Source organism: Thermodesulfobacteriota bacterium, from assembly GCA_040756475.1.
In the GTDB taxonomy this organism is placed as follows: Bacteria; Desulfobacterota; Deferrisomatia; order Deferrisomatales; family JACRMM01; genus JBFLZB01.
Genome location: JBFLZB010000057.1, coordinates 1 through 24,977, shown reverse-complemented (window position 1 = coordinate 24,977; position 24,977 = coordinate 1). Strand labels below are relative to the sequence as shown.

Here is a 24,977-nt window from a genome sequence, read left to right as displayed (position 1 = left end):
CGGGCCTCCAGGGGAAGCGGCCCGCCGCCCCACCGCAGGGCGCCCAGGCCCAGGCGGCTCTCCGCCCCGAAGCGCGCCGGCAGGAGGACCCGATCCGCCCCCTCCCCCGCCCCCGTCAAAGTCCGGCCCGCAGGGCCCAGCACCTCCCGGGAGAGCCAGGCCTCCGGTGCGGGGGCTCCCGCCGCCACCCGCCGCAGGGCGTAACGCTTCTCCAGGGCCACCTGGGCGGTCAGCCCCTGGGCGGAGGCCGTCTCCCCCCAGCCCAGGGACGCCCCGTCGGCCCGAAGGGTGGCCGCGGCCGCAAGCTCCGCGCCCCGCACCAGGGTGACCTCGATCCCGGCCTCCAGGGGCCCCTCGAAGACGGGAGCCGCACCCTCCGGCGCCCCGAGGCCGGCCAGGCGGGGCGCGCTGCCCACCCGCAGCCCCACCCGGCCCCGACCCCCCAGGAGGCCGAGCCACAGGGCGGGCGGGGCATCCGCACCCTGGCGCAGCCAGCGGTCGAGGCCGTCGAGTCGCAGCTCCGCGTCCTGGCGAAGGGCCAGGGGCTCCGCCTCGAAGAACTGGGAGACCTCCAGGGTCCCCTCGGGGCTCCGCCCGGCTTCGAAGCCGAGCCGCAGCCGCAGGGGCTCCCCCAGCTTCTCCTCCAGCCTCCCGAGCCCCGGGGCCTCGTCCAGCCACCCCACCGCGAGCTCCCCGCCGACCGCCGCCCGGCGGCCCCGGTCCTCCACCCGGAGGGAGAAGGGCCTGGGAGTCCCCACCCCTGCTACCGCAAGCCGCCCCTCCTCCAGGGGCAGCTCCGCCGACACGGCGTCCAGGGCCAGCGTGGCGCTGGCCCGGCCCAAAAAGGGCAGGGGGCTCTCCGACGCCCAGGTTCCGGGGTCCAGGAGGACCTCGCCCGCTTCCTCGGGGGCCGGGAGGCGGCCCTCCACCTCCCAGGAGGCCGAGAGGCGCCCCGCCACCGGCCCAGGGAGGAGGGCCGAAGGCACGGCGGCCGCGGCGCCCGCGAGGTCCAGGCGCGCGTCGCCCGCGGCCGAGAGCTCCTGGGCCCCCAGGTCCCGGGCGGAAGCCTGGAGCTGCACCGCGAGAAACGCCCCCGCGCCGGCCTCGGCCCGCAGGCCCTCCAGGTCTACCCGCAGGGGTGCGGAAGGCTCCGGCGCGGCCAGGCGCACCGCGTCCCAGGACGCCTCCAGGCGCAGGGGCACCGGCCCGGCGATCCCTTCGGGGAGCACGGCCTCGGCCCCCGCGGCCGCCACGGCCAGCCGGCCACCGGAGACCTCCGCCGTGGGGCCCGGGTCGAGGCGAAGGGACGCCCGAAGCTCCTGGCGCACCCCTTCCGCACCTCCCCGGCCCGGCGCCCGGGCGCCTCCCAGGGTGAGGACCTGCACGAGCTCCACCCGGCCCGAGACGCCGAAGAGGGCCCCCTCGGCGGGGCGCAGGCCCGACGCCTCCACCCTCAGCTCGGGCACGGCGAAGGCCTGGAGGACCGCTCCCTCCGGCCCCTCCAGGGCGAGCTCGGCCGCCTCGGCCCGGGCGCGCAGGGCCGCGGTCTCGGGAAAGCCCTCCCGGAGGGACGCGCCCAGGGAAACGAGCTCCAGGAGGAGGTCCCGGGCCCGAACGGTCTGGTCCCCGGAAGTCGCCCGCAGGTGCCCCAGGGCGACGGAAGCGCCTTCCACCTCGGCCCGCACGGGCTGAGGCGAGGGGGAAGGGGCGGGCGCAAGCAATGGTCCTGTCACGCGGGCCCGGCGCAGGCGGATGTCCACCGCGGGTCCCTGTGTCGTTCCCCCCAGGGACCCCGAGGCCCCGCCCCCCTGCCCCTCGGCCGAGGCCAGCCGGAGGACGAGCCCGGTGAGGTCCGCCGCGACCTCGCCCCCGGGGCCCAGGGAAAAAGCCAGGGCTGCGCCCTCCTCCAGGCCGGAGAGCCGTCCCGTACCCGGGAGCTCCAGGGAGCCGACGGACAGGGCCTGGTGCAGCTCTCCCCGGGCCAGGGGGCCGTCCGGCCCCAGGCTGACGTCGGCGATCGAGCCCCGCAGCTCCTCGACCCGGAGCCCGGCGAGGCGAAGGGTCTGGGGCTCGGCGGCCTCCAGTTCCTCCAGGGCGAGGGAAACTCCGAAGGCGGCGCTCCGGGGGAGGAAGTCGCGAAGCGCCGCATCCAGCGTCTCGACGCCGAACCGAAAGCCCCTTCCCCGGGCCCTGGCCCCTGGAGCCGCGGCCTCGAACGCCCCCGCGGTCACCTCCAAGCCCTCCACCCGCAGGTCGTGGGCCAGGTCCTCGGCTCCCTGGGCCGGCACCGGTCCCCGAACCTCGGCCCGGGCCAGGCGGATCTGCCCGTCCTCCAGGCCCAGGGCCACCCCTTCCGGGAGGAAGTCGGCCCCAAGGGCCAGGAGCTCCTCCAGGGCGAGGACCGCCGGCCCCAGGGCGGCGTCGAAGCGGGCCCCGTCGGTGCCCAGGCCCTCGGCACGGGCACGCCAGGTGAGCCGCGTGCCCTCCTGGAGCGAGATTCGCCCTTCCTCCACCTCCGCGGTGCCCCGGGCGGGGTCGGCCCGGCCCCGGACCTCGGCCGCCACGTCCAGCGGCCCCACCCCCTTTCCGACGCCCAGGGGCTGGCCGGCCACGCGCAGGCCCGCTCCCTCCAGGGACACGCCGAAGACAAGGGGCTCCCCAGGACGGCCCCCGCCCCGAAGACTCGCCGTCACGGTGCCCGAAGCGTCCTGCGGGGCGAGGTCGGGGGGAAGGAAGGGCCCCGCTGCGTCCAGCACCCGGGCCACGTCCAGGCGCAGGTTGCCGTCGGCGCGGGCGGCTCCCAGGTCGGCGTCCACGGAGGCCTCCAAGCCCGGAAAGCGGACCCGCGCCCGCAGGGCCGCGGTTTCAGGGCTCGGGGCGCCGTCGGGCCCCCAGTAGCGTTCCACCGCCAGGTCCGCCCCGATCGCGAGGGGCTCTCCCCCATCCACGGCGAGGCTCCCGGAGAAGGCCGCGGTGAGGGGGGCCCCCAGGGCCGGCAAGTCCAGGCGCAGGGAAGCGTCTCCCAGGGCGGCCTCCCGGCCCGAGGACCGGTCCTCCACCTCCAGCCCGATCCCTTCCGCCCGCACCCGAACCGAGGTCTCCCGCAGGGGAGGCCCTGGGGCCGCCGGCTCCCGCCGAGGGGGGGGCGCCTCGGGCGGCCCGGAGGTTGGGGCTTCCCCGGCCAGGGCTTCCAGGTTGGTGCGCCCGGCGGCGTCGCGCACCACCCGCACCCGCAGGCCCGCCAGGGCGACGTCCAGGTGCAGGCGCGAGCGCAGGAGGGCCCAGGGGTCCACCCGGACCTCCAGGAGCTCGAGGCTCAGGAGGGGCCCGGGGGAGAACTCGGGCAGGTCGGCCACCCGGAGCTCCCGCAACAGGAGATGGCCCGACCAGCGCAGTCGCAGTTCCCCGAGCTCCACGGGCCTCCCCAGGGCGTCGCCGGCGCGAGGCAGCGCAACGGACCGGAACCACTGCGTCGAGAGGAGCCGGGGGAGGAAGGCGACCGCCGTCACGAAGACCAGGGCCAGGAGCGCCCCCGCCAGGAGCAGGCGGCGCAGCCAGCGCCGGCGACGGGGTGCCGGCGGCGGATCGGACGGTTCCCGAGGCGTAGCGGGACGTTCCGGGGGCATGGGGCCTTCGGTCCGCAAGGGGTCCAGGGTGGGGGCCGCGAGGCACCAGAATACCGGTCGGGGGGCGCCGTGCAAACCCTTCCCCGGCTCCCCTCCCAACCCTAGAGAGGCTTGGCCTCAGACCGTCGGAGCATGGGCGGGCCGGGGGCCTCCCCTCCGGCGCCTCAAAGTACATTCCAAATCGATAGCCACGTCGCCATCGATCGCCACTTGGATCTCGATCGGGTAGTCGCAGGGGCGCACGGCGTGCGCCCGCGAGGGGGGTATCGGTCGTCCCTCAGGGCGGGCGCACGCGGTGCGCCCCTACGAACGATGCCCCGCGGCCGCGTTGGCCTGGGTGGGCGGGCTTCTCCCCAGACGCACCGAAGCCCCGCACAGCGGGGCTTCGGTCATCGCCTTCCGGGAGGGTCTGACGTCAGGCGGCTGGGCGCTCTTCCGTGCCCGCGGGCGGAAGCACCCACCAGCGCCCCTTGTTCACCCAGATCACGCAGCCGCGGCTGTCGAGCTGCTGCCACGTCTCCCGATCGGGCACCTGGCCGGCTTCCACCTCCCGGCGCTCCCCCGTTCGTGCGACCCCATCCAGAACATCCTGAAACATCGCTACCGCCTGAGTACCCGACATCTGCTGCTCCCTTCGTTCCGTCCCGGCCGCCCCCCTGGGAGGCGCCCGGGCACTGAGTGTGGCTGCTCCCTCACCGCCGCGCGGCGATGAGGGGTGTGTCTCGGCCCGTGAACGTGAAAACTTTAGCAATCACCGGCGCCGGCCCCGCGCTCCCGTCTGCGGGAAGAGCAAGGGACGTGCCGCGACCCTCCCGGCGGGAGGGTCGGCGTCAACCGCCACGGCATTCGACTTTCCGGCCCCGAAGCGCCTGGGGCCGGACCCCGGGTGCCGATCCCGCAGGGGCAAAAGGCGCGGAACCTGTGGTCTGTGCGGGAAAAGGCGCACGCGGCAGGACCCGTGGGCCGTGGCGAAAAAACCCCGCCGGGGCGGGGCCTTCTCGCGCAGCAAGGCCAGGCGTCGCCTGGGTTCCTCTACTGGACGATGAACCGGTCCACCAGCTGGGGGGTGACCTCCCGCGCCCAGCCCAGGTCCCGGTTCTCCTTGAGCTCCACGTTGTGGCAGTACACGCAGGCCTCTTCCACCGTCATGTTGCGCGGGTACTTCACCCGGCCCAGGCGGAAGTCGGGCGGATCGTGGCGGCACTGGTCGCCGCGCCCCGCCACGTCCTGCGGCTCGTGGCACACGGTGCAGTCCGGCGGGGGTTGGCTGAAGTTGAACTTGTGGTCGTGGATGGAGTAGCGCTTGCCCGGCTCGGCCATGGTGGGCACGTGGCAGTCGTTGCACTCCGTCTTCTCCGGCCGGTGGCCGGAATGCTCGAGGAAGTTCTCGTAGCGGTACTTGTGGCAGGTGCCGCAGTACTCGCTCGACGTCATGTACCGCTCTTTCTGATGGCTCACGCCCCGGTCGAAACCGCAGACTTCGCAGGCGCGGTTGGTCGAATAGTACTTCGATTGGAAGAAGTACCACATGCGCGTGCGCTCCCGAAAATCCATGGTACCCCAGTACCATGCCTTGCTCTTTGGTTTGGGCATGAAGAAGTCGCTGAAGAAGTTGGCGAGGTCGTCGCCCGGGATGTACCCGACGGGGAACGGGTAGATGTTGGTGGTCGTCTCCATCCCGTCGGTGTGGCAGGCCATGCAGACCATCATGGCCCGGTCGGGGGGAAGGTTGGAGGGGTTGACGATGGCCGTGAGCCGCCCGCCGGTCTTCACGTGCTGCTCGCCGGGTCCGTGGCACGACTCGCAGCCCACGCCGGGCTCGAAGAAGCTCTCCGTGGCGGGGTCGAATCCCACGGTGTGGCAGCCGTCACAGTGGACGTTGTAGGGCTGCTCCATCCAGTTCCAGATGCTGTAGGGCTCCCAGCGCCGTTCGGGGATGTTCCAGTACTTGGGGAGGACGTAGAGAACCCCGTTGATTCGGGTGAGGTACTTCTGCACCCAGTGGCTCCCCACCGAATAGAGGATCTCGTCCCGGTCGAAGGGGATGTCGTCGTTGAAGTCGGTGGCGAGGATGGCGAAGGGATCGCGCACCGCGTCCACCAGCATGCGCGCGTGGGGCGTGAGCCGCCACTGGGCGAATACCTCGGGGTGGCAGGAGGCGCAGGCGTCGCTCCCGGCGTAGCCCGGCAGGCCGCCGAACTCGGCCCGGGCCGGACCCCTGTCGGACCAGAGCAGACTGACGACCAGGAACAGGGCCAGGGCGGGCGCCCACGGGACGAGGCGTCTCACGCGATTTCTCCTTGGAGTTCCAAAGGGGTGAAACAGGAACCGTTCCACGTCTCGTGCGAGGATACACAAATCATGCCGCCGCGGCCAGCACAACCGGCGGGCCGGGGAGCTCGCGGGGGAGGCAGCCTGGCCGCGGGGACTGGGGGAAAAGATCGGCCGTTTCGCCGGGAAACTCAAGGGTTCCCCCGACAAAGAGAGCAGGGGGGAGGTTCCCCGAGAATCCACCACCAAGATTTTTGGGGCGGGGTCCGGGAGCCCCGGAGCGCAGCCCCGTGCCGCCTCGACCGATCCGCCGCAGCCCGAGCGAAACCGGTGAGGCTCGGCGCACCTTCTCCCTCGCAGACGCGCCCTTCTACCGTCGCGGATTGCGGGGAGGAGCGCCGGGGCTCCCGGACCCCGCTCGCCACCCAGGCGGTGGACCCTGGTTCCTCCTCCCCCCTTGCTTCACGGCCGGCGGGCGGCGGCTCAGACTTCCACGGGGATCTGCCGGGGCTTTGCCTTCTCGGCCTTGTGGAGGTCGAGGCGCAGCACCCCGTTCTTCAGGGCTGCCCGAATCTTCTGGGGGTCGATGGCCTCGGTGACTCGAAACTGCCGGAAGAAGGGCACCAGGGCGAATTCTCTCCGGACCAGGTTGCCGGGGGTGTCGCGCCGGATGCGTCCCTCGATGGTGAGGATTCCCTGCTCCACCTGGACCGAGAGCCCGTCCTTGTCCACCCCCGGAAGATCCGCGAGCACCACCAGCCGGTCCTCCTCCTCGTAGATGTCCACCGCCGGCAGGGCGTAGCGGTCGGGCTGCCGGGTCACTTCCTGGGCCGAGCTCATCTCTGCACCGCGCTCCGGCACGGTCTTCTCGATGTTGTTCATGGCTCACCTCCTCACGCCAGCTCGATCTCGATGCGCCGGGGCTTGGCCTGCTCCGCCTTGGGCAGGGTCACCCGCAGGATGCCGTCCGCGTACGCCGCCTTCACCTTCTCCGGGTCCAGGTCTGCGGGCAGCTCCACCGCCCGCACGAACCGGCCCGCGGAACGCTCGCTCCGGTGGAAGGCCTCGGGGCGTACCCCTTCCGGGGCCTTCTTCTCGCCGGAGATGGTGAGGATGTTCTCCTTGACGCTCAGGTCCAGGGTGGCCGGATCGACGCCCGGGGCCAGGGCCTCCACGACGTACCCGTCCTGGCCTTCGGCGATGTTGACTCTGGGGTACTGGCGCGCCGACGTGCCCGGAAGGAAGCCCAGGGTCCAGGTCCGAGCCGGGGCGGCCGACTCGAAGATCCGGTCCATTTCTGCCCGCAGTCTCTCCAGTTCTCGGTAGGGATCCCATGTCGCCATGTCTGTCTCCTTTCCTCCGCCGGGGGGGTGGAACGACGTGGTTCTTCAAGGCGGGGCGTAACCTAAATCCGTGGTACCGGGTTGGCAAGCCGGCGGGGCGCGTGGGACAATCCGACCCCTGCCCACCCGAGGAGCCCCATGACCGCCGTTCCCTATACCTACCTTCGCACGCCGCCAGAGCTCGCGGCCTACCTGGCTGCCCTGCGGGACGAGCCGCTCGTTGCCCTGGATTTCGAGGCGGACAGCCTGCACAGCTACCGGGAGAAGGTCTGCCTCGCCCAGGTTTCCACTCCGGCCGGCAACACCGTGCTCGACGCCCTGGCCGGAGACCGGGTCCTGGAGGGCTTGGGCCCGGTGCTGGCAGACCCCGGGATCCGCAAGGTCTTCCACGGGGGCGACTACGACGTGCGGCTCCTCAAGAGAGGGTACGGTTTTGCCGTGCGCAACCTCTTCGACACGATGATCGCCGCGCAGCTGGTCGGGCGGCAGCGGGTGGGGCTTGCGGCGCTGCTGGAGGAGGAGTTCGAGGTGGCTCTCGACAAGAAGTATCAGCGGGCCGACTGGTCGGAGCGGCCCCTGGGTCCCGAGCTCCTGGCTTACGCGGCCCTGGATACGGCCTACCTTCTGGCCTTGGCGGAAAGGCTGAACGCGGAGTTGGCGCGGCTCGGGCGCCGGGAGTGGGCGGCCGAGGAGTTTCGACTCCTGGAGGCGGTCGAGCCCGGCCCCGAGCGGGGTCCCTGGTGCCTGGACGTGAAGGGGGCGGGGCGCTTCACGCCCCGGCAGCTCGCGGTGCTCCAGGCCCTGTTGGAAGTGCGCGAGGCGGAAGCGCGCCAGCGGGACCGCCCACCCTTCAAGGTCCTCTCTGCAGAGGTGCTCCTGGCCTGGGCTCAGAAGCCCCCCGCTTCGCGCCGGGAGGTGCTGGAAACCCCCCGGGCCGGAGCCGGCGTGCTCCAGCGCCTGGCCGGCGAGATCCTGGCTGCCGTGGAGCGGGCGCTGGCTCTCCCGGACGACGCGTGCCCGCGCCCATCCTTTTCTCCCCGTCCGCCCCTGGACGCGGCCCAGGAAAAGCGCCTGAAGGGTCTCAAAAAGGTCCGCGCCGAGGCGTCGGCCCGGCTCGGGATCGAACCGGGCCTCCTGGTCAACTCCGCCACCCTGGAGCGCCTGGCGCGCTTGCCCCCCGAGGAGGCCGCCGGGACCCTGCCGGGCCAGCTCAAGGCGTGGCAGGAGGAGGCCGTCGGGGAGGCGCTGCGTGGGGTTCTGGCCGGGTAAGGGTCCACCGACCCAATCCTCCCCGGGCCACTGCGCGAGCTTTTCGTCCCAATGGACGCGGCACGGGAGCGCCGCCCCGGGCCTGTTGCCGCGCAGGCGTCCTGACCCCGGAGGCTCGTGCCCTCCCCAATTCACCACCTCTTTTCGGGGCAGGGTCCGGGAGCCCCGGAGCGTAGCCCCGTACCGTATCGACCGGTCCGCCACAGACAGCGGAAACCGACAAAGCTCGGCGTGTGCCGGTTCCGCGAAGGGCTCGCCGTCCAATGAGCGCGGACTGCGGGGCGGTCGCTCCCGCCCCTCCTGGGCTCCGCGACATTCGCCCTTCCTGGTCACCGGAGCGTAGGGGCTCCCGGACCCCGCTTGCCGCCCAGGTGGTGGATCATGGCCTCCCGGCGCCGTTGACACGACGACGGCCCGCGGTACCGTTCGGGCACGGACGGAAAGGAGGTGCCCGATGGTACGCGTGCTGATCGAGAGGCGGATTTCCGAGGGGTTGATGGGGGACTTCCAACAGGCGCTGCGGCGCACGCGCCTGGTGGCGGTGCAGAAACCGGGATACCTCTCGGGAGAGTCCTGGCGCGACGCCGACGACCCCAACCGCTACGTGGTCATCTCCACGTGGACGTCCCGGCAGGCATGGGACGCCTGGGCCGCTTCGGATGCTCGCCGGGTCGCCATGGGGGAGATCCGCCCCATGCTCCAGGAGCCGGAGAGGATCACGGTCCTCGAGCCGGTGTGAGGCCGCCAGCGGCCGATCGGATCCTTACGCCCGGTCGGCCCTGCCCGAGGCCCCCTTCTCCCACCCGCGCTCCAACCCGTGGCAGAAGGCCCGAAGGCTCTCGGCCAGACTGCGAGGGTTGTATCCGCCTTCGAGGACCCCGAAGGCGTGCCCCCCCAGGGCGCGGGCGCGGATGCCCACCCGAAGGCCGATGAGCTCGTAGTCTTCGGTGTGGAGCAAGCCCCCCCAGTCGAGGCTGTGGTGGTCGAACCCCGCGGAGACCGCGATCCAGTCCCCCGCGAACTCCTCCAGGGCTTCGATCACCTGGCGCAGGTACTCCTGTCGGGACGGCGCGCCGGGGTTGACGATCCGCACCCACCCCTCGCCTCCCAGGACATCGGCGGTGCCGTCGCCGAAGTGGACGTCCACGTCGAGCACCAGGGCCTGCTGCACCCGGCCGGCCGCCCAGCGCTCGGCCAGAGCCACGGCCAGGTTGTTCAGATGGCAGAAGCCCCAGGCCCGGTCCCGGGAGGCGTGATGTCCGGGGGGGCGCACCAGGGCGAAGGAAGGCGCCTCCTGGGCGAGCCGGGCGGCGAGGATCGCGCCTCCGGCGGCCAGCGCGGCGGCCGCGTAGAGCCCCTCCCGGCGCACCTCCTCCAGGTGCCGGCGGGTGTGGCACCGCAGGAGGTCCTCCTCGCGGGCGGGCACGGGCTCCACCCACTCGGCCCAGCCGGCGAGTGCTTCCACGGCCGGGTCGAGCCGGCCCAGGGCCGCCGCCGGGTCGGTGTCGTACGGTTCTCGGAGCTTCTCGCTCCAGACGATTTTCACAGCGCCCCCTTACCTAGAACGCCCCGAACGCCGTCCCGAGGACGACCACCACCAGGGCCAGAATGGGGACGGCGTTCCGGATGGCCGGGGTGCCCGGCAGGGCCGTCATGGTGAAGGTGCCGGCTGATGGCCTTCCAGAACCCCTCGAGGGCCTCCTGGGCGCCGCGCCGCCCGCCCCTCTCCAGGCCGTCGGCGGTCACCACGGCGTTCATGGCCCCCGGCGCTCGTGCCGCTGATTCCCTCGATGGCGACCCGCCCGTCCTCCAGAAAGCGGTCGAGCACGCCCCAGGTGAAGGCGCCGTGGGCGCCCCCGCCCTGGAGCGCCAGGGCGATCTTTTTTTCGTTCCCGCGGTGCATGGAGTGGCTCCCTATCCGGCCTTGCTCTTGTCCAAATCGAAATCGGGGCTATATCGGTCCCGATTTCGATACCGATACCGATACGGATTCCAGGCTTACCTCCCGCCACGGCTCACGAGGAGCTCCAGGTCCTCCAGGAGGGCCTGGAGGTCTTCTTCGTGCTCTACTTCCTGCTCCAGGATCGTCATCACCAGGTTGTAGGTGACGATGTCCTTGCCCGCCACGATCTTGAGCAGGGCGTCGTAGGTGCTGATGGCGCACTGCTCGCCCTCGATGTTCTGCTCCAGGATGGTCTTCACGTACTCGTCGTCGGGGGGCAGGTACCCGCACCCCGACCACTCGTACCACAGGCGGGGCTCGGTCACGGGCTTGCCGCCGAGCTGGATGATCCGGTTGGCCACGAGCTCGGCGTGGGCCAGCTCTTCGGTGGCGTGCTGCAAGAGCTCGGCGGCCACGGCGTCCTTCATGGGCCCCTTCACGACCTTGGCCCCCAGCCAGTACTGGTAGTAGGCGAACCACTCGTCTGCAAAGGCCTTGTTCAAGAGCTTGAGCAGTTCTCCGACGTCCACGCCGACAATTTCCCTTCCGCGCGTTCCCATGGCTCCTCCTGTGGTGCGCCCGTTTCAGGCGGCAAGTGAGTGCAACCGCACCACCATACCCGATAGCGGCGCCGCCGCCAGAGCGGGCGGGCTCCTTTCCCCCTTCGGATCGGGGTCTCGATCGGGATCGCGATCGATATCGACCGGGGTTCGTTCTCGGGATCGGCCCGGACCGGTTGCCCCTGGGGGGGTTTCAGGCAGGGGAGGGCTCGACGGTGAGGAGGTGGCGCTTGGCGACCCAGGCGAGGCCCTGGGGTTCCTGGAGCCGCACCCAGGGATCGGGGGTGTTGAGGAGGTCCGAGAGGCGGTCCCCGGCGCCGGTCTCCCCCAGCACCAGCCCCTCGAGGCCGTGGCCTCCGTTCAAACGAAGGCGCGCGGGGAGGCGCACGAGGAGGTCCGAGGAATCCGCCGGTCCGCCCACCCGCACCGCGGCCACGGCGGCCTTGCCCACCAGGGCGAAGGTTCCGGCGGCCAGACGAAAGGGGAGCAGGGGCTCGGGCTCGTCCAGGAGCTCTCCCGGGCTCTGGGGCCCGGCGTGCCGGGGGGAAAACGGGGCGAGGTAGAGCGTGCCCCGGAGCACGGAGCCGTCCGCCAGGAGGAGCGCGGCCGGGGCGGCGGTCTTTTCGACCCAGAGCTCGCTCACGCCGATCCCTCCGGGGGCTCGGGCAGGTACTTGGCGAAGCGCTCCTTGTCCACGGCCTTGTCGTAGGCTTCCCGTGGGTCGATGAGCTTCTTCTCCAGGAGCTCGGCGATGGTGCCGTCCAGGGACTGCATGCCGAGCTTCTTCCCGGTCTGGATGGCGGAGGGAATCTGGTAGGTCTTGCCCTCGCGGATGAGGTTGGCTATGGCGGCGGTGACGATCATCACCTCCAGGGCGGCGATGCGCCCCGAGCCGTCGGCCCGGCGAAAGAGGTTCTGGGCCACCACGGCCTTGAGGCTGTCGGCCAGGGTCGAGCGGATCTGGGGCTGCTCCTCGGCCGTGAAGACCTCCACCACCCGGTCCACGGTCTTGGGGGCGTTCTGGGTGTGGAGGGTGCCGAAGACCAGGTGCCCGGTGGCGGCGGCCTCGATGGCCAGGGCCACGGTCTGCTTGTCGCGCATCTCCCCCACCAGGATCACGTCCGGGTCCTCCCGCAGCGCCGCCCGCAGCGCGGCTGCGAAGCTGCGGGTGTGGGTGCCCACCTCCCGGTGGCTCACCAGGCCCCCCTTGCTCTCGTGGACGAACTCCACCGGATCTTCGATGGTGAGGATGTTGTCTTTTCGGTTGCGGTTGGCTTCGTCCACGATGGCGGCCAGGGTGGTGGACTTTCCCGAGCCCGTGGGGCCGGTCACGAGCACCAGGCCCTTGCGCAGGTAGGCGAGCTTGCGCACCGCGTCGGGCAGGCCGAGATCCGCGCAGGAGAGGATCTTGGAGGGGATGAGCCGGAACACCGCCGCCGCCCCGTGCTTCTGGCGAAAGTAGTTGGCCCGGAACCGGGCCACTCCTTCGAGCTCGTAGGCGAAGTCCAGGTCGCCGGTCTCTTCGTAGGCGGCCCACGCGTCGGGGGGCGCGAGCTCGCGCAGGAGCTCCCGCAGGCCCGCGTCGGTCAGGGGCTCGGCCTTGAGCTTCTTGAGCTCTCCGTGGAGGCGCATGGCCGGGAGGTTGCCGGCCACCAGGTGCAGGTCCGATGCGCCCTGCTGGTGCATGGCGCGAAAGTAGGCGTCGAGCTTGGGCATGGGGCTCCGGGGGCGCGGGGCGGGGTGTCGAGTCCCCCCGAAGATCGGCCGCAGGGGTGCAGCACTTGAGGTACGCGCCTGCGCCCCCCTGCCCCTACAGCCGGCTCCAGCCCTCCCGCTCCACCACCTCGGTGGGCAGCCCCATCTCGGCGAGCTTGGCCAGGAAGGGGTCGGGGTCGAATTGCTCCATATGGAAGACCCCGGCCCCCCGCCACTTGCCGGTGACCATCAGGATGGCTCCCACGGCGGCGGGCACGCCGGTGGTGTAGCTGATGGCCTGGGAGTTGGTCTCGCGGTAGGCCTCTTCGTGGTCGCAAATGTTGTAGATGTAGACCTCGCGCATGACTTTGTCTTTGAGCCCCCGGGCCACCACCCCGATGCAGGTCTTGCCCTTGGTGAGGGCCCCCAGGCTCCCCGGGTCGGGGAGCACCGCCTTGAGGAACTGGAGGGGGACGATCTCCCTGCCCTCGTACAAGACCGGGTCGATGCGGGTCATCCCCACGTTCTGGAGCACCTCCAGGTGCTTCAAGTAGTTGTCGGAAAAGGTCATCCAGAACTGGGCCTTGTGAATGGTGGGGAAGTTCTTGACCAGGCTTTCGAGCTCCTCGTGGTACATGCGGTAGATGGCCATGGGCCCGATGCCGCCCGGAAAGTCGTAGGTGCGCTTGGTCTGGAGCGCCGGGGTCTCGACCCACTCCCCGTTCTCCCAGTGGCGGCAGGGAGCCGTGACCTCCCGGATGTTGATCTCGGGGTTGAAGTTGGTGGCGAAGGGCTGGCCGTGGCTGCCGGCGTTGGCGTCGATGATGTCGAGCTCGTGGATCTCGTCCAGGTACCGCTTGGCCGCGAGCGCGGTGTACACGTTGGTGACGCCCGGGTCGAAGCCGCTCCCGAGGAGCGCCATGAGCCCCTTCTCCCGGAACCGGTCGTGGTAGGCCCACTGCCACTTGTACTCGAACCTCGCCGTGTCCCGGGGCTCGTAGTTGGCCGTGTCCAGGTAGTCCACCCCGGCGGCGAGGCAGGCGTTCATGATGGCGAGATCCTGGTAGGGAAGCGCCACGTTGAGCACCAGGTCCGGCTGCTCGGCCCGCAGGAGCGCCGTGAGCGCCGGCACGTCCTCCGCGTCCACCTGGGCGGTGCGGATGGGGAAGTGGGGGATCTCGGCCGCGATGGCGTCGCACTTGGCTTTCGTCCGGGAGGCCAGGGTGATGGCCGTGAACACGTCCCGGGCCTGGGCGCACTTGTGGGCCACCACCCGCCCCACCCCGCCCGCTCCGATGATCAGCACCTTGCTCATGTCTCCACCTCTCTCGGTCACAGAAGCGCTCTGCCACGCGCCCCAGGAACGGCCTCGGCCGCCAACGGGCTCTTCGTCGCAATCGGTATCGCTATCGGTATCGGGGTCGAAATCGAAATCGGGGTCGAAAGCCGATACCGATAGCGAACCCGATTCTTCCTGCCCCTACCCCCCGTTGCCGTCGGAGCCGTAGTAGGTGTAGCCGCGCATCCCCGCTTCGTAGGCTGCGGTGAGCGTGCGGCGCTGGTGGCCGTTGATGAGGCCTTCGCGCACGGCCCGCTCGGCTTTCTCCCGGAAGCGGTTCATGAGCTCCCGGGGGTCGTACTCCACGTAGGAGAGCACGTCGCCCACCGAGTCGCCGTCGAGCTCGCGCACGTACTCGATCTCGCCGTTGTCCCCCATGCGCACGCTGGCCACGTTGGTGTCGCCGATGAGGTTGTGCAGGTCCCCCAGGGTCTCCTGGTAGGCCCCCACCAGGAACACCCCCACCAGGTACTCCTCGCCGTTCTTGAGGGCGTGCAGCGGCAGGGTGCGGGCCACGTCCTGGAGGTCGATGAACCGGTCGATCTTCCCGTCGCTGTCGCAAGTGATGTCCGAGATGATGGCCTGGCGCGTGGGGGGCTCGTCGAGCCGGTGGATGGGCATGACCGGGAGGATCTGGTCGATGGCCCACACGTCGGGCAGGGACTGGAAGACGCTCATGTTGCCGTAGTAGATGTCGCTCATGGCCTCGGCCAGGCCCTCGAAATCGTCGGGCACGTAGCGCATGCCGCCGAGCACCCGCTGGATGCGCTGCATGGCGTACCAGAAGATCCGCTCCACCAGCGCACGCTCCCGGATGCTCATCTGGCCGCGCTTGAAGAGCTCGCGGGCCTCGTCGCGGTAGTAGATGGCGTCGTGGTAGACCTCCTGGAGGTTCTTTTCCCGCACGTTGGCCGCGGCCTCGTGGATGTTCTGGGTGATGGACGCCGCCTCCTCGGGGATCTCGGGCAGGGATTCGTCGCCCGAAAAGCGGCTCGCGTCGAGCACGTTGAAGATGAGCACCGAGTAGTAGGCCACCGTGGCCCGCCCCGACTCGGTGACGATGGTGGGGTGGGGGGTGCCCGTCTCGTCCATGATCTCCTGGACCACCTCCACCACGTCGCGGCAGTACTCGTCCAGGGAGTAGTTGCAGCTCGACGAGAAGTTGGTGTGGGAGCCGTCGTAGTCCACCGCCAGCCCCCCGCCCAGGTCGAGCATCCCCATGGGGGCGCCCTCCTGGATGAGCCCCACGTAGGTGCGGCACGCCTCCATGAGCCCCGTGCGGATCTGGCGGATGTTGGGGATCTGGGACCCCAGGTGGTAGTGGAGGAGCTGGAGGCAGTCGAGCATGCCCTCGGCCTTGAGCAGATCCACCACCTCGATCACCTGGGACGAGCTCAGCCCGAACACGCTGCGGTCCCCCCCCGACTCCTTCCAGTGGCCGCTCGCGGAGGTCGAGAGCTTGATGCGCACCCCGATCACCGGCCGGACACCCATTTCCCGTGAGAGGCGCAGCACCACCGGGAGCTCGTTCAAGGTTTCCACCACGCACACGCAGTTCAGCCCCACCATGCGCGCGTGGAGGACCAGGCGCAGGAAGTGCTCGTCCTTGTACCCGTTGCAGATGAGCAGAGCCTCCGGGTCGTCCAGGTAGGCCATCGCGGCAATGAGCTCGGCCTTGCTTCCGGCCTCGAGCCCGTGGTGGTAGCGCTTGCCGAAGGTGGTGATCTCCTCGATGACCTGCTGCTGCTGGTTCACCTTGATGGGGAAGACCCCCCGGAAGCCGCCCTGGTACCCGTAGTTCTTCATGGTGGCGGCGAAGGTCTTGTTCAGGAGCCGGATCCGCGAGGCCAGGATGTCCTCGAACCGCAGGAGCACGGGCAGATCCTGCCCGCGCTCCCGCAGCCCGCGGACGATCTGCAAGAGGCTCGCCGAGGCGTCGGGCCGCGAGGCGTCGGGGCACACGCAGACCTCTCCGGCCGGGTTGATCCTGAAATACCCGGCCCCCCAGTTGTCGATGCCGTAGAGGTCCCGGGCCTTGGCCACGGTCCACTTGTCGTAGAGCTGCTCCAGGGTCTTCGATTTCATCTCGGTCGTCTGCCGCCTCCCCTGTTCCTGTGCTCCACCGGACCGCCGGGCCCGGCCACTGCCCCGCGTCCGTGGGCGGGGGTAGGCTGGATACTCTGGAACCTCCCGGTTGTCAACCGTTTGCCGTTCCGTCCCAGCGTTTGCCGCGTGGCCCCACGACCTCCTGGGTGGTTTGCCGCGCCGCCCCGCGCTCCTTTCCGGTGCCCTGGGCAGGGGCTATCATGGGCGTCGCCCCTCTCGCCCGAGACCCTCCCGACGACGAGGCCGCCGAGGCATGAGATCACTTCAGCCCCACCAGACCATCGTGCTCGGATACCTTCTCGCCGCCGGCGCCTGGATCGCTCTTTCCGACCTGGCGGTGGCCCTCATCGCCGCGTCTCCGGCCACCGTCGGCTTGCTCCAGACCATGAAGGGATGGGGTTTCGTCCTCGCCACGGGGAGCGTGCTGTATTGGCTCCTGCGGCAGCACCGTGCCGAGCAGGAGCGCGCCACCCGAGCGCGGGAGGCCGGGCTGAGAAGCGCGAACCGGGAACTGGAGCGGCGCGTCCGCGAGCGCACGGCCGAACTCGAGAGCTTCGTCCACTCCGTGACCCACGACCTGCGGGCCCCTCTTCGGGCCATGGAGGGGTTTGCCCAGGCGCTCGTCGAGGACTGCGGCGCGCAGCTCGACGACGCGGGCCGGGAGTATGCCCGCCGCATCGCCGCTTCGGCCAGCACCATGGACGCCCTGATCCGCGAGCTCCTGGACTACAGCCGACTCTCCCGGGAAGACGTGCGGCCCGAGGAGCTTCCCCTGGGCGCGGTCCTGCGGGCGGCGGTGGCCAAACGCGAAGACGAAATCCGCCAACGGGGAGCCACGGTGGAAATCGCGGAACCCCTGCCCGCGGTGCGGGCGCCCGGCGCGCTGCTCCTGCGGGTGGTGACGAACCTCCTGGACAACGCGCTGAAGTTCGTGGCCCCCGGAACCGTGCCCCGGGTCCGGGTGTGGGCCCTGGCGGAGGGCGGCCGGGTGCGCCTATGGATCGCCGACAACGGCATCGGCGTCCCGCCGGAGCACCGGGAGCGCATCTTCCGCGTCTTCGAGCGCCTCCACGGGGTCGAGACTTACCCCGGCCTGGGCATGGGGCTGGCCTACGTGCAGAAAGCCGTGGAGCGCATGGGGGGAACGGCGGGGATGGAGCCCGAGCCCGGCGGAGGGAGCCGGTTCTGGCTGGAGGTGCCCGGGAGTCCGCCGGGGAACGCGGGGGTTTCCAGCCCAATGGCAGAAAGCGGGAGCCGTCCGTCGTGAGTGCCCGGGAGCCAGACCCGATCCCCCAGGGGCTGCGCCGCACCCAGCGGGCGCTGGCCGGGGCCCTGTTCCTGTGCGTCGCCCTCGCGGCGCTGCTCCTGGGCCGGGAGTTCGCCTCCTGGCGGGAGGCGGCGGAGCGGGAGCTGATCCGGCTGGCCGCGCAGGTCCAGCGGGAGACGGAGAACTACTTCACCGGCTACGAGGAGCTCTTCCTTGCCCTAGCGGAGACCGAGTGCGTCCGCCGGCGCCACGGCCCCGAGTGCAGCGCCCTGTTTGCCCGCCTCCAGCGCCTCCTTCCCCATGCCGTGAACATCGCCGCGGTGGAGGCCGACGGGAGGTTCTTCGCGTCGGGCAGGCCCTTTGGGGCCGCCGGGCCCCCGGACGTCGGGGAGCTGCCGTTCTTCCGGGCCCTGGCGGCGGGGGCCCCCCGGTACGTCATGGACCCCCACACCGGTCCCGTCAGCGCAGAGGAGGTCATCGGCCTCGTGGTCCCCCTGCGCCCCCCGCCGGCGGGGGACGGCAGCGAGGTGCCTGCCGGCTTCGGCGGCCTCATCGGCACGTCGATCCGGCTTTCCGAGCTCTCTGCCGCGTGGTCGGCGGTGTCGGTCCCTCCCGGACTCTCCGTAGCGGTGGCGGATCGCCGGGGCCGCATCCTGTATGCCTCGCGGGGGTCTCCCCTCGTTGCCGGCACCGCGCTCTCTCAGGTGCCGGGCCTGGAATCCCTCGCCCTGGGCAAGGCCGGAGGGGCCCGCGTCCGGCTCGGGGAGCACGACCTCGCCGTGCGGGCCGCCCCGGTGGACATCGCCGAGTGGCTCGTGCTCGCCATCGGAGCGCCCGGGGACAGCCTGGGGGCGTATCTGCGACACACGCCCCTGGTCTGGCAGATGGGCGTCCCCATCGCACTTCTCGCCCTCCTGGGAGTCCTTTTCTCCTGGCGCGAGGTCCGGGCCTACCGCGCCCTGGCCGCCAGCGAAGCCGAGCTCCGGCGGCACCGGGACGACCTGGAGGCCTTCGCCTACACCGTCGCCCACGATCTGCGGGCGCCCCTTCGGGCCATGAGCGGCTTCGCCCAGGCCCTGCGCGAGGACTTCGGGGATCGGCTCGGGGAGGAAGGGCGCGACTACGCGGGGCGCGTGGTGGAAGGGGCGAGGCGCATGGACGCGCTGGTGGAGGATCTCTTGCAGTACAGCCGGCTGGCGCGGGCAGACCTCTCGGCCGCCCCCGTGGACTTGGGGGGTGCGGTGCAAGCGGCTGTGGCGGACGCCGCGCCCCTCGGGCAGCGCGGGTTCGTGACGGTAGAGGGCCCGTTTCCTTCCATTCTCGCCCACGAGGCCGCCTTGCGCCAGGTCATCGCCAATCTCGTCTCCAATGCCCTCAAGTTCGTCCCCCCGGATCGGGAGCCCCGGGTGAGGGTGCGGGGAGAGGAACGGGACAGCCGGGTGCGCCTGTGGGTGGAGGACAACGGCATCGGCATCGCCTCCGAGCACCGGGAGCGCATCTTCCGCGTCTTCGAGCGCCTCCACCGCGCCGAGGAGTACCCCGGCACCGGCATCGGCCTGGCCATCGTCGAGCGGGCCATCGTGCGGATGGGAGGAGCGGTGGGGGTCGAGTCCGAGCCCGGCCAGGGGAGCCGGTTCTGGGTGGAGCTGCCCGGGGCATGAACTGTCCCGCCCCCAGCGACGCGCCGGCACCGCCAATCGACGTCGCCGTCGATCACGGGTGGAGGGTGAGCGGAAGCACCTCTAGAATCGCGCGACAAATGCCATCGGCTGCCGCGACTGCATCACCGTAGTCCTCAGCGGATGGCTCCATCACGTCCCCTGGATAGCGGAACGCAATGGCGTAAGGGGTGAGGCGATCCGCGGCATCGAGCCAGACCTTCAGGCGGGGCTCCAACGAGGCGGCCAGGGCCATGAGGAGGCGGACGTCGTGGGTCTTGTCAAATCGCCGGTCCCGCCAGGTGAGATAGGCCTTCACCGCCTTCTCGGCGGCCTGCTGGCAGTGATAGACGGCGGTGTCGAAAAAGGGTTCGGGTCCCTCGGCGAGTCGCTGCGCAGCAGCCAGGTCACGCAGGGCCTTGCTCAGCCACCCTCGCACGAGCTGCCCCTTGGCGTCGGCCATAGAGGACTCTCCCACGTTCCAGCGCCTCACACTCCAAGGATGCATGCACGTGCCGGTAGCGATCCATCTCGGCTTGCGTGCGGACCAGCACATCGACCGGGATCTCCACGCCGCGCAGGCTCCGATAGGCCTCGGCTGCCCGCCGGTGAGGCGGCGCGTCGCTCTCGTGGACGATGACCAGCAGGTCCACGTCGCTATCTTCCCCGGGCTCCCCCCACGCGTGAGAGCCGAACAAGATGATCCTTTCGGGGCGGAAGCGCTCGACCAGCCGTCGTGTCACGTGTCGCAAAACCACCGGATCGATCCGTTTCACCTCTAGTTCCTTTCCTGATTCGTTGCGTACGCGAGAACCGCTTCTTCTCCAGCTCGGCTTCCCGTAGTCCGTTCATCCCCGTGCTCTCCTGGCGGGCCTGCCTGCCGCGCCGTTCGCCCTCGTCGCTGCCGCCGACACCATATTGCCCACGCAAGACCCGGCCGTCAAAAGCGAAGGTCGCCCTCGCCCGATGCGGCCGGGCAAGAGGTCCTGCCCCCCCTTTGGTCTCCGGAGCGCGACCAGGGCAACTCCCGTTTGCCTCCTGGAACGGCTCTTGGTAAGTTGCCGCCCGGTCCCCGAAGAACCCGCGGAGGCACCATGCGCGATCCCCTGCCGGCGATCCTTCTGGTGGAAGACGACCCCAACGACGTCCTCCTCATCCAGCGGGCCTTTCGCAAGGCCAAACTCGGGAACCCCGTCCATGTGGCCCGTGACGGCGAGGAGGCTCTGTCCTGTCTGGCGGGAACCGGCTCCTACGCCGACCGGGTGCGCTACCCCTACCCCGTGCTCGTGCTCCTCGACCTCAAGCTTCCCCGCAAATCGGGCCACGAGGTGCTCCAGTGGCTGCGGGGGCAGGAGGGGCTTCGCCGCACCCCCGTGGTGGTGCTTACCTCGTCCAAGGAGTCGGCCGACGTGGACCGGGCCTACGACCTGGGGGCCAACTCCTACCTCGTCAAGCCCGTCTCCGCCGACGCGCTCTTCGAGATGGTGCAGGGGCTCCGGCTCTACTGGCTCATCCTGAACGAGAACCCCCAGGTGCTCCTCCGGGAAGGGGGCGGCGGGTGAGCGGGAACCTGCGGGTGCTCCTGGTCGACGACAACCCCGACGACCGGCTCCTGACGGTGCGGGCCCTGGCCCGGGAGTTCCCCGACACCTCTTTCCGGGAGGTGGGCGACCCGGTGTCCCTGGAGGCGGCGCTCGAGGGCGAGCCGCCCGGCCTCGTCATCACCGACTACCACCTGCGCTGGACCGACGGCCTGGCGGTGCTCCAGGCCGCCAAGGTCCGATGGCCCGAGTGCCCGGTGATCATGTTCACGGGCACCGGTACCGAGGAGGTGGCGGTGGAGGCCATGAAGTCGGGCCTCGACGACTACGTGCTCAAGTCCCCCAAGCACTTCATCCGGCTCCCGGCCGTGGTGCGGCTCACCCTGGAGCGGGCGCGCCAACGCCGGAAGGTGCGGGAGGCGGAACGGGCGGCCCTGGTGCAGGGCGAGCTCCTGCGCCAGCTCGTGGACGCCGTTCCCCTAGGCATCGCGCTCCTGGGACCCGACGGGGAGATCCGCACGGCGAATCCACGGGCGCGGGAGCTCCTGCCCCTGCTGGCAGAGGATTTGGAGGCGCCGGGCCCCAGGGTCGAGGGGCTGGCCGGGGTTTCCCTCCAGGCGCTGGCCGCGCCCCCCGAAGCAGGCACGGAGCACCACCAACTCACCGTCGGAGACGGCGCACCGCGCCATTTCGCGGCGTTGGCCTGCCCGCTGCGCGATGGCGACGCCCTTCAGGGCTGGGTGCTGGCCCTCTGGGAGGAGACCCGCGAGCGCGAGCTCCGGGAGCGGGCCGCCGGCCAGGACCGGATGGCCGCCGTGGGGCTGCTTGCCGGCGGGATCGCCCACGACTTCAACAACGTGCTCACGGTCATCTCGGCGACCGCCGAGCTGGCCCTGCTCACGCAGGAGACTTCCGGTCCCGTGCGGCGGGCCTTGGACGACATCCTGCGCGCGTCCGACCGGGCCGCCGGCCTCACCCGCCAGCTCCTGGCCTTCGCGCGCCGCCAGGTGCTCCACCCGCGCCTCCTCAGCCTCAATGAGGTCGTCTCCGGCCTGGAGAAGCTGCTGCGCACCCTCCTGGGGGAAGGTGTGGAGCTCGCAACCGTCCTTGCACTGGATCTCCACCCGGTCCTCGCGGACCCCGTGCAGATGGAGCAGGTGCTCCTGAACCTGGCTGCGAACGCCCGGGACGCCATGCCCCAGGGCGGCACCCTGACCATCGCCACGTCGAACGCCGACCTGGGGGAGGATTTTGCCTCCACCCATCCCGGTTCCGCCCCGGGACCCCACGTGTGCCTCGAGGTGTGGGATACGGGCCCGGGCATTCCGGGTCACGTCCTGCCCCACGTCTTCGAGCCCTTCGTGACCACCAAGGCGCCGGGCAAGGGGACCGGGCTTGGGCTCTCCACGGTGTACGGCATCGTCAAGCAGAGCGGCGGAAGCGTGTACGCCGAGAACCGGCCGGGCACAGGGGCCGTCGTCCGCATCTACCTGCCCCGGGCCGAGGGCAAGGCCTCCTGCGTTGTCCCGGCTGGGGCTCGGCAGGAACCGCGCGGGGGCAGCGAGACCATCCTCGCCGCCGAGGACGACCCGGCGGTCCGCTCCGTCCTGCTCCGGGGGCTCGAGCCGCTGGGGTACACGGTGCTCACGGCCGCGCAGGGAGACGAGGCTTTGGCCCTGGCTCGGGCCCACTCGGGCACCATCGACCTCCTCGTCACCGACGCGGTCATGCCGGGGATGAGCGGCTTCGAGCTGGCCGCCCGCCTCATGCAGGAGCGCCCCGGCCTTCGAGTGCTCTACATCTCTGGCCATCCCCGCGATACCTCCGGGGACCTCGGCCTTCCGCCCGGTGCGCCCTTCCTCGCCAAGCCCTTCCCCCTCTCCAACCTGGCCCGCGCGGTACGGGAGGTGTTGGACCGCTAGGCCCGTCGCCCGTACTCCTATGCCCGTGGAGTGGCGATCGCGGCACCGCCCCGATGGCCTACCGCTCCTCTGTCCTTCCTTCTTCTCCTCGCCCCGCTCTTTTTTGCTCAAGAAACCGAATGCGGCGCCCGACACGTAGGCTTGCTTTCCCTAGCCTATTCCAGAGGTGGAGTCGAGATGGATCGGGCGAACCCGCCGGCCGCGAACCCGCCTGCTGGACCGGAGTCGCTGTCCGTGACGGCGGCCCGGACGGCCCATCAGCTCAACGGGATTCTGACGGTGATCAGCGGCAACACGGAGCTGGCGCTCCTGGAGGGGGCCGCCCTGGGCGACTCCGCCCGCCACAGCCTGGAGCAGGTACTAGAAGCCTGCCGCAAGGGGCGCGATCTGGTGAGGGAGCTCCAGGCCCGGAGCCGCAGCGAAGCCGGTTCGCATGGCTCCTCCGTGCCGAGCGCCGAGGGTGGTTCCGCCGTTCCCACCCGCGCGAACCTGCGCCCAGGCCTGCGGGTGCTCCTTCTCGACGACGAAGGGCCGGTTGCCCGGGTGGGCGCCAGCCTCCTCGAGTTCCTCGAGTGCTCGGTATGCGTCACGAACCAGGTTCAGGATGCCTTCGAGGCCTTGGGCGCGGCAGAAGAGCCCTTCCACCTGGCCCTGCTCGACTACCACTTGCCGGAAATGGGGGGAGAGGAGCTCGTGCGCGAGGTACGCAGGCGCGCCCCCGAGACGGCCGTGGTGGTGGCGTCGGGCGCCTGCGCGGGTCTGGATCGAGAGCGTCTGCGCGCCCTCGGCGTGCGGGCGTTCCTGCCCAAGCCCTTCCGGGCCGCCGACCTCGCCTTGCTGCTCCAGGGCTTGTGAACGGGGGAACCTTCCATGGCGCGCATCCTCATCATCGACGACGACCCGCTCTTCTGCGACCTGCTGCTCCGCCAGTGCGCCCGCCTGGGCCACGAGGCCCGGTGCGCCCACACCCTGGCCGAGGGGTTCTCCCAAGCGGACCGGGAGCTCCCTGACGTCGTCTTTCTCGACGTGATGCTTCCCGACGGCAACGGGCTCCAGGCGATTCCCCGGCTGCGGCAGCTCCCTTCGGCGCCAGAAGTCGTCATCGTCACCGGCGCCGGCGACCCGGACGGGGCCGAGCTCGCCATCACCAGCGGCGCCTGGGACTACGTGGAGAAGGGCGATTCCTTCCAGGCGGTCGTCCTGGCTCTGACCCGGGCCGTGCAGTATCACCTGGAGAAGTCCGCCCCGAGCAAGACGCGGCTTCTGGAGCGGGAAGGCATCCTGGGGGACAGCCCGCCGCTGCGGGACTGCTTGCGGCTGCTGGCCCGGGCCGCGGACAGCGAGACCAACGTCCTCGTCACGGGAGAGACCGGCACGGGCAAGGAGCTCTTCGCGTGGGCGGTGCATCGGAACAGCCGCCGCGCCAAGGGAAACTTCGTGGTGGTGGACTGCACCGCGCTGCCCGAGACCCTGGTGGAGGGCATGCTCTTCGGCCACCGGAAGGGGGCCTTCACCGGCGCCACCGAGGACCGGATCGGCCTCGTCAAGCAAGCCGATGGCGGCACCCTCTTCCTCGACGAAGTCTCGGAGATGCCCCTCTCCCTCCAGAAGACCTTCCTGCGCGCCCTCCAGGAACGGCGCTTCCGCCCTGTGGGCGCCGAGCGCGAGGTGACGAGCGACTTTCGCCTGGTGGCCGCCACCAATCGGGACCTGGACGACCTGGTCCGGCAGGGCACGTTTCGCGAAGATCTCCTCTTTCGCCTGCGGGGTTTTGCGCTGCACCTTCCGCCCCTGCGGGAGCGCGGCGCCGACGTGCGCGAGCTCGCCCGCCGCCACGTGGCGCGGCTTTGCGAGCGCGACGGGCTGGCGACCAAGGGCTTTTCGCCCGATTTCTTCCCGACCCTCGAGCGCCACACCTGGCCCGGCAACGTGCGCGAGCTCGTGCAGGCCTTGGAGCGCGCCGTGGCCGCGGCCGGCGACCCCCCCACCCGCATCCCCGTCCACCTCCCCCCGGAGGTCCGGGTGCGCGCCGCCCGGGCCGCCTTGACGCCGAAGGCGCGCTCCGCTCCCGCGCAGGCGCCTGCCCCCGTCGTTTCCAACAACGGCGCCTTGCCCACCCTCAAGGAGTTTCGCGAGACCACCACCGCGGAGTACCTGAGCGCCCTGGTCCAGACCGCCGGGCGCGACCCGCGAAACGCCTGCCGCGTCTCGGGTCTCTCCCGCTCAAGGCTCTACGAGCTGCTGCAGAAGCACGAGCTCTCCCTGGGTGCGTAGGAAGCGGCCTGGGGGGCTTCCCATGGGAGCCACGAGAATCATGGGAATCATGGGGCCGATGGGTGCAGGATTTCCTGGTCCCATCTGTCCCATGGGTCCCATAGGTCCCACCGCTCCAACTTCCTGATTTGTCCCGTCCGATTTCCCGGACTCTCCGGGAAATC

21 protein-coding genes and 1 pseudogene are annotated in these 24,977 nt (G+C 70.9%); 8 read left to right on the top strand and 14 right to left on the bottom strand.

Going from position 1 to position 24,977, the window contains the following annotated elements:
* From AB1578_10355 to AB1578_10335, 5 genes are all read right to left on the bottom strand, one after another.
* On the bottom strand, nucleotides 1-3,626 hold a 3,626-nt coding region (locus AB1578_10355), incomplete at its 3' end, for a hypothetical protein (protein ID MEW6488295.1).
* A gap of 415 nt (nucleotides 3,627-4,041) precedes the next feature.
* Nucleotides 4,042-4,248, bottom strand: coding sequence for a hypothetical protein (locus AB1578_10350; GenBank protein ID MEW6488294.1), 207 nt, complete (start codon nucleotides 4,246-4,248; stop codon nucleotides 4,042-4,044).
* A gap of 410 nt (nucleotides 4,249-4,658) precedes the next feature.
* Nucleotides 4,659-5,915, bottom strand: coding sequence for a multiheme c-type cytochrome (locus AB1578_10345; GenBank protein MEW6488293.1), 1,257 nt, complete (start codon nucleotides 5,913-5,915; stop codon nucleotides 4,659-4,661).
* A 465-nt stretch (nucleotides 5,916-6,380) separates the two neighbouring features.
* A complete protein-coding gene (locus tag AB1578_10340) occupies nucleotides 6,381-6,779 on the bottom strand; it encodes an Hsp20/alpha crystallin family protein (GenBank protein MEW6488292.1) in 399 nt (132 codons plus the stop codon).
* A gap of 11 nt (nucleotides 6,780-6,790) precedes the next feature.
* Nucleotides 6,791-7,240, bottom strand: coding sequence for an Hsp20/alpha crystallin family protein (locus AB1578_10335; GenBank protein MEW6488291.1), 450 nt, complete (start codon nucleotides 7,238-7,240; stop codon nucleotides 6,791-6,793).
* 138 nt (nucleotides 7,241-7,378) lie between these two features.
* Here AB1578_10335 and AB1578_10330 point away from each other — a divergent pair, with 138 nt between their 5' ends.
* Together AB1578_10330 and AB1578_10325 are read left to right on the top strand one after the other, a co-directional pair.
* Nucleotides 7,379-8,509, top strand: coding sequence for an HRDC domain-containing protein (locus AB1578_10330; protein MEW6488290.1), 1,131 nt, complete (start codon nucleotides 7,379-7,381; stop codon nucleotides 8,507-8,509).
* 454 nt (nucleotides 8,510-8,963) lie between these two features.
* Nucleotides 8,964-9,248: an antibiotic biosynthesis monooxygenase gene (locus tag AB1578_10325; GenBank protein ID MEW6488289.1), complete on the top strand. Its 285-nt coding sequence runs from the start codon at nucleotides 8,964-8,966 to the stop codon at nucleotides 9,246-9,248.
* A gap of 24 nt (nucleotides 9,249-9,272) precedes the next feature.
* Here AB1578_10325 and AB1578_10320 read toward each other — a convergent pair whose 3' ends face one another.
* The 7 genes and pseudogenes from AB1578_10320 to speA form a co-directional block, all read right to left on the bottom strand.
* A complete protein-coding gene (locus AB1578_10320) occupies nucleotides 9,273-10,055 on the bottom strand; it encodes a histone deacetylase family protein (GenBank protein ID MEW6488288.1) in 783 nt (260 codons plus the stop codon).
* A 122-nt stretch (nucleotides 10,056-10,177) separates the two neighbouring features.
* Nucleotides 10,178-10,412 (bottom strand): annotated as a pseudogene (locus AB1578_10315) (patatin-like phospholipase family protein).
* A 95-nt stretch (nucleotides 10,413-10,507) separates the two neighbouring features.
* The gene (locus AB1578_10310; GenBank protein ID MEW6488287.1) at nucleotides 10,508-11,011 is read right to left on the bottom strand and encodes a ferritin-like domain-containing protein; all 504 of its coding nucleotides are present in this window, start codon (nucleotides 11,009-11,011) and stop codon (nucleotides 10,508-10,510) included.
* A 193-nt stretch (nucleotides 11,012-11,204) separates the two neighbouring features.
* Nucleotides 11,205-11,654, bottom strand: a complete 450-nt coding sequence (locus AB1578_10305) for a hypothetical protein (GenBank protein ID MEW6488286.1) — start codon at nucleotides 11,652-11,654, stop codon at nucleotides 11,205-11,207.
* A complete protein-coding gene (locus AB1578_10300; protein MEW6488285.1) occupies nucleotides 11,651-12,727 on the bottom strand; it encodes a type IV pilus twitching motility protein PilT in 1,077 nt (358 codons plus the stop codon). The genes AB1578_10305 and AB1578_10300 overlap by 4 nt, the downstream gene beginning before the upstream one ends.
* A 94-nt stretch (nucleotides 12,728-12,821) precedes the next feature.
* Nucleotides 12,822-14,021, bottom strand: coding sequence for a saccharopine dehydrogenase family protein (locus tag AB1578_10295; protein ID MEW6488284.1), 1,200 nt, complete (start codon nucleotides 14,019-14,021; stop codon nucleotides 12,822-12,824).
* A gap of 165 nt (nucleotides 14,022-14,186) precedes the next feature.
* A complete protein-coding gene (speA, locus tag AB1578_10290) occupies nucleotides 14,187-16,130 on the bottom strand; it encodes a biosynthetic arginine decarboxylase (GenBank protein ID MEW6488283.1) in 1,944 nt (647 codons plus the stop codon).
* 274 nt (nucleotides 16,131-16,404) lie between these two features.
* Between speA and AB1578_10285 the strand changes: the two genes are divergently transcribed.
* Both AB1578_10285 and AB1578_10280 read left to right on the top strand, forming a co-directional pair.
* Nucleotides 16,405-17,418, top strand: a complete 1,014-nt coding sequence (locus AB1578_10285; GenBank protein ID MEW6488282.1) for a HAMP domain-containing sensor histidine kinase — start codon at nucleotides 16,405-16,407, stop codon at nucleotides 17,416-17,418.
* Nucleotides 17,415-19,079 carry an ATP-binding protein gene (locus AB1578_10280; GenBank protein ID MEW6488281.1) on the top strand — a complete coding sequence of 555 codons (1,665 nt, stop codon included), beginning with the start codon at nucleotides 17,415-17,417 and terminating at the stop codon, nucleotides 19,077-19,079. Before AB1578_10285 ends, AB1578_10280 begins: the two co-directional genes overlap by 4 nt.
* 52 nt (nucleotides 19,080-19,131) lie before the next feature.
* Here AB1578_10280 and AB1578_10275 read toward each other — a convergent pair whose 3' ends face one another.
* The gene (locus AB1578_10275) at nucleotides 19,132-19,539 is read right to left on the bottom strand and encodes a HEPN domain-containing protein (protein MEW6488280.1); all 408 of its coding nucleotides are present in this window, start codon (nucleotides 19,537-19,539) and stop codon (nucleotides 19,132-19,134) included.
* Complete coding sequence (locus AB1578_10270; GenBank protein ID MEW6488279.1) at nucleotides 19,484-19,819, bottom strand: nucleotidyltransferase domain-containing protein; 336 nt, start codon at nucleotides 19,817-19,819, stop codon at nucleotides 19,484-19,486. Before AB1578_10270 ends, AB1578_10275 begins: the two co-directional genes overlap by 56 nt.
* 351 nt (nucleotides 19,820-20,170) lie before the next feature.
* Here AB1578_10270 and AB1578_10265 point away from each other — a divergent pair, with 351 nt between their 5' ends.
* The 4 genes from AB1578_10265 to AB1578_10250 all read left to right on the top strand — a co-directional run bounded on the left by AB1578_10265 (nucleotide 20,171) and on the right by AB1578_10250 (nucleotide 24,813).
* Nucleotides 20,171-20,638 (top strand): response regulator, encoded by a 468-nt coding sequence (locus AB1578_10265; protein ID MEW6488278.1) that lies wholly within the window; start codon nucleotides 20,171-20,173, stop codon nucleotides 20,636-20,638.
* Nucleotides 20,635-22,539 carry a response regulator gene (locus AB1578_10260; protein ID MEW6488277.1) on the top strand — a complete coding sequence of 635 codons (1,905 nt, stop codon included), beginning with the start codon at nucleotides 20,635-20,637 and terminating at the stop codon, nucleotides 22,537-22,539. The genes AB1578_10265 and AB1578_10260 overlap by 4 nt, the downstream gene beginning before the upstream one ends.
* 234 nt (nucleotides 22,540-22,773) lie before the next feature.
* A complete protein-coding gene (locus tag AB1578_10255) occupies nucleotides 22,774-23,394 on the top strand; it encodes a response regulator (GenBank protein ID MEW6488276.1) in 621 nt (206 codons plus the stop codon).
* 15 nt (nucleotides 23,395-23,409) lie between these two features.
* Complete coding sequence (locus tag AB1578_10250) at nucleotides 23,410-24,813, top strand: sigma-54 dependent transcriptional regulator (GenBank protein ID MEW6488275.1); 1,404 nt, start codon at nucleotides 23,410-23,412, stop codon at nucleotides 24,811-24,813.
* Nucleotides 24,814-24,977: the final 164 nt, after the last annotated feature.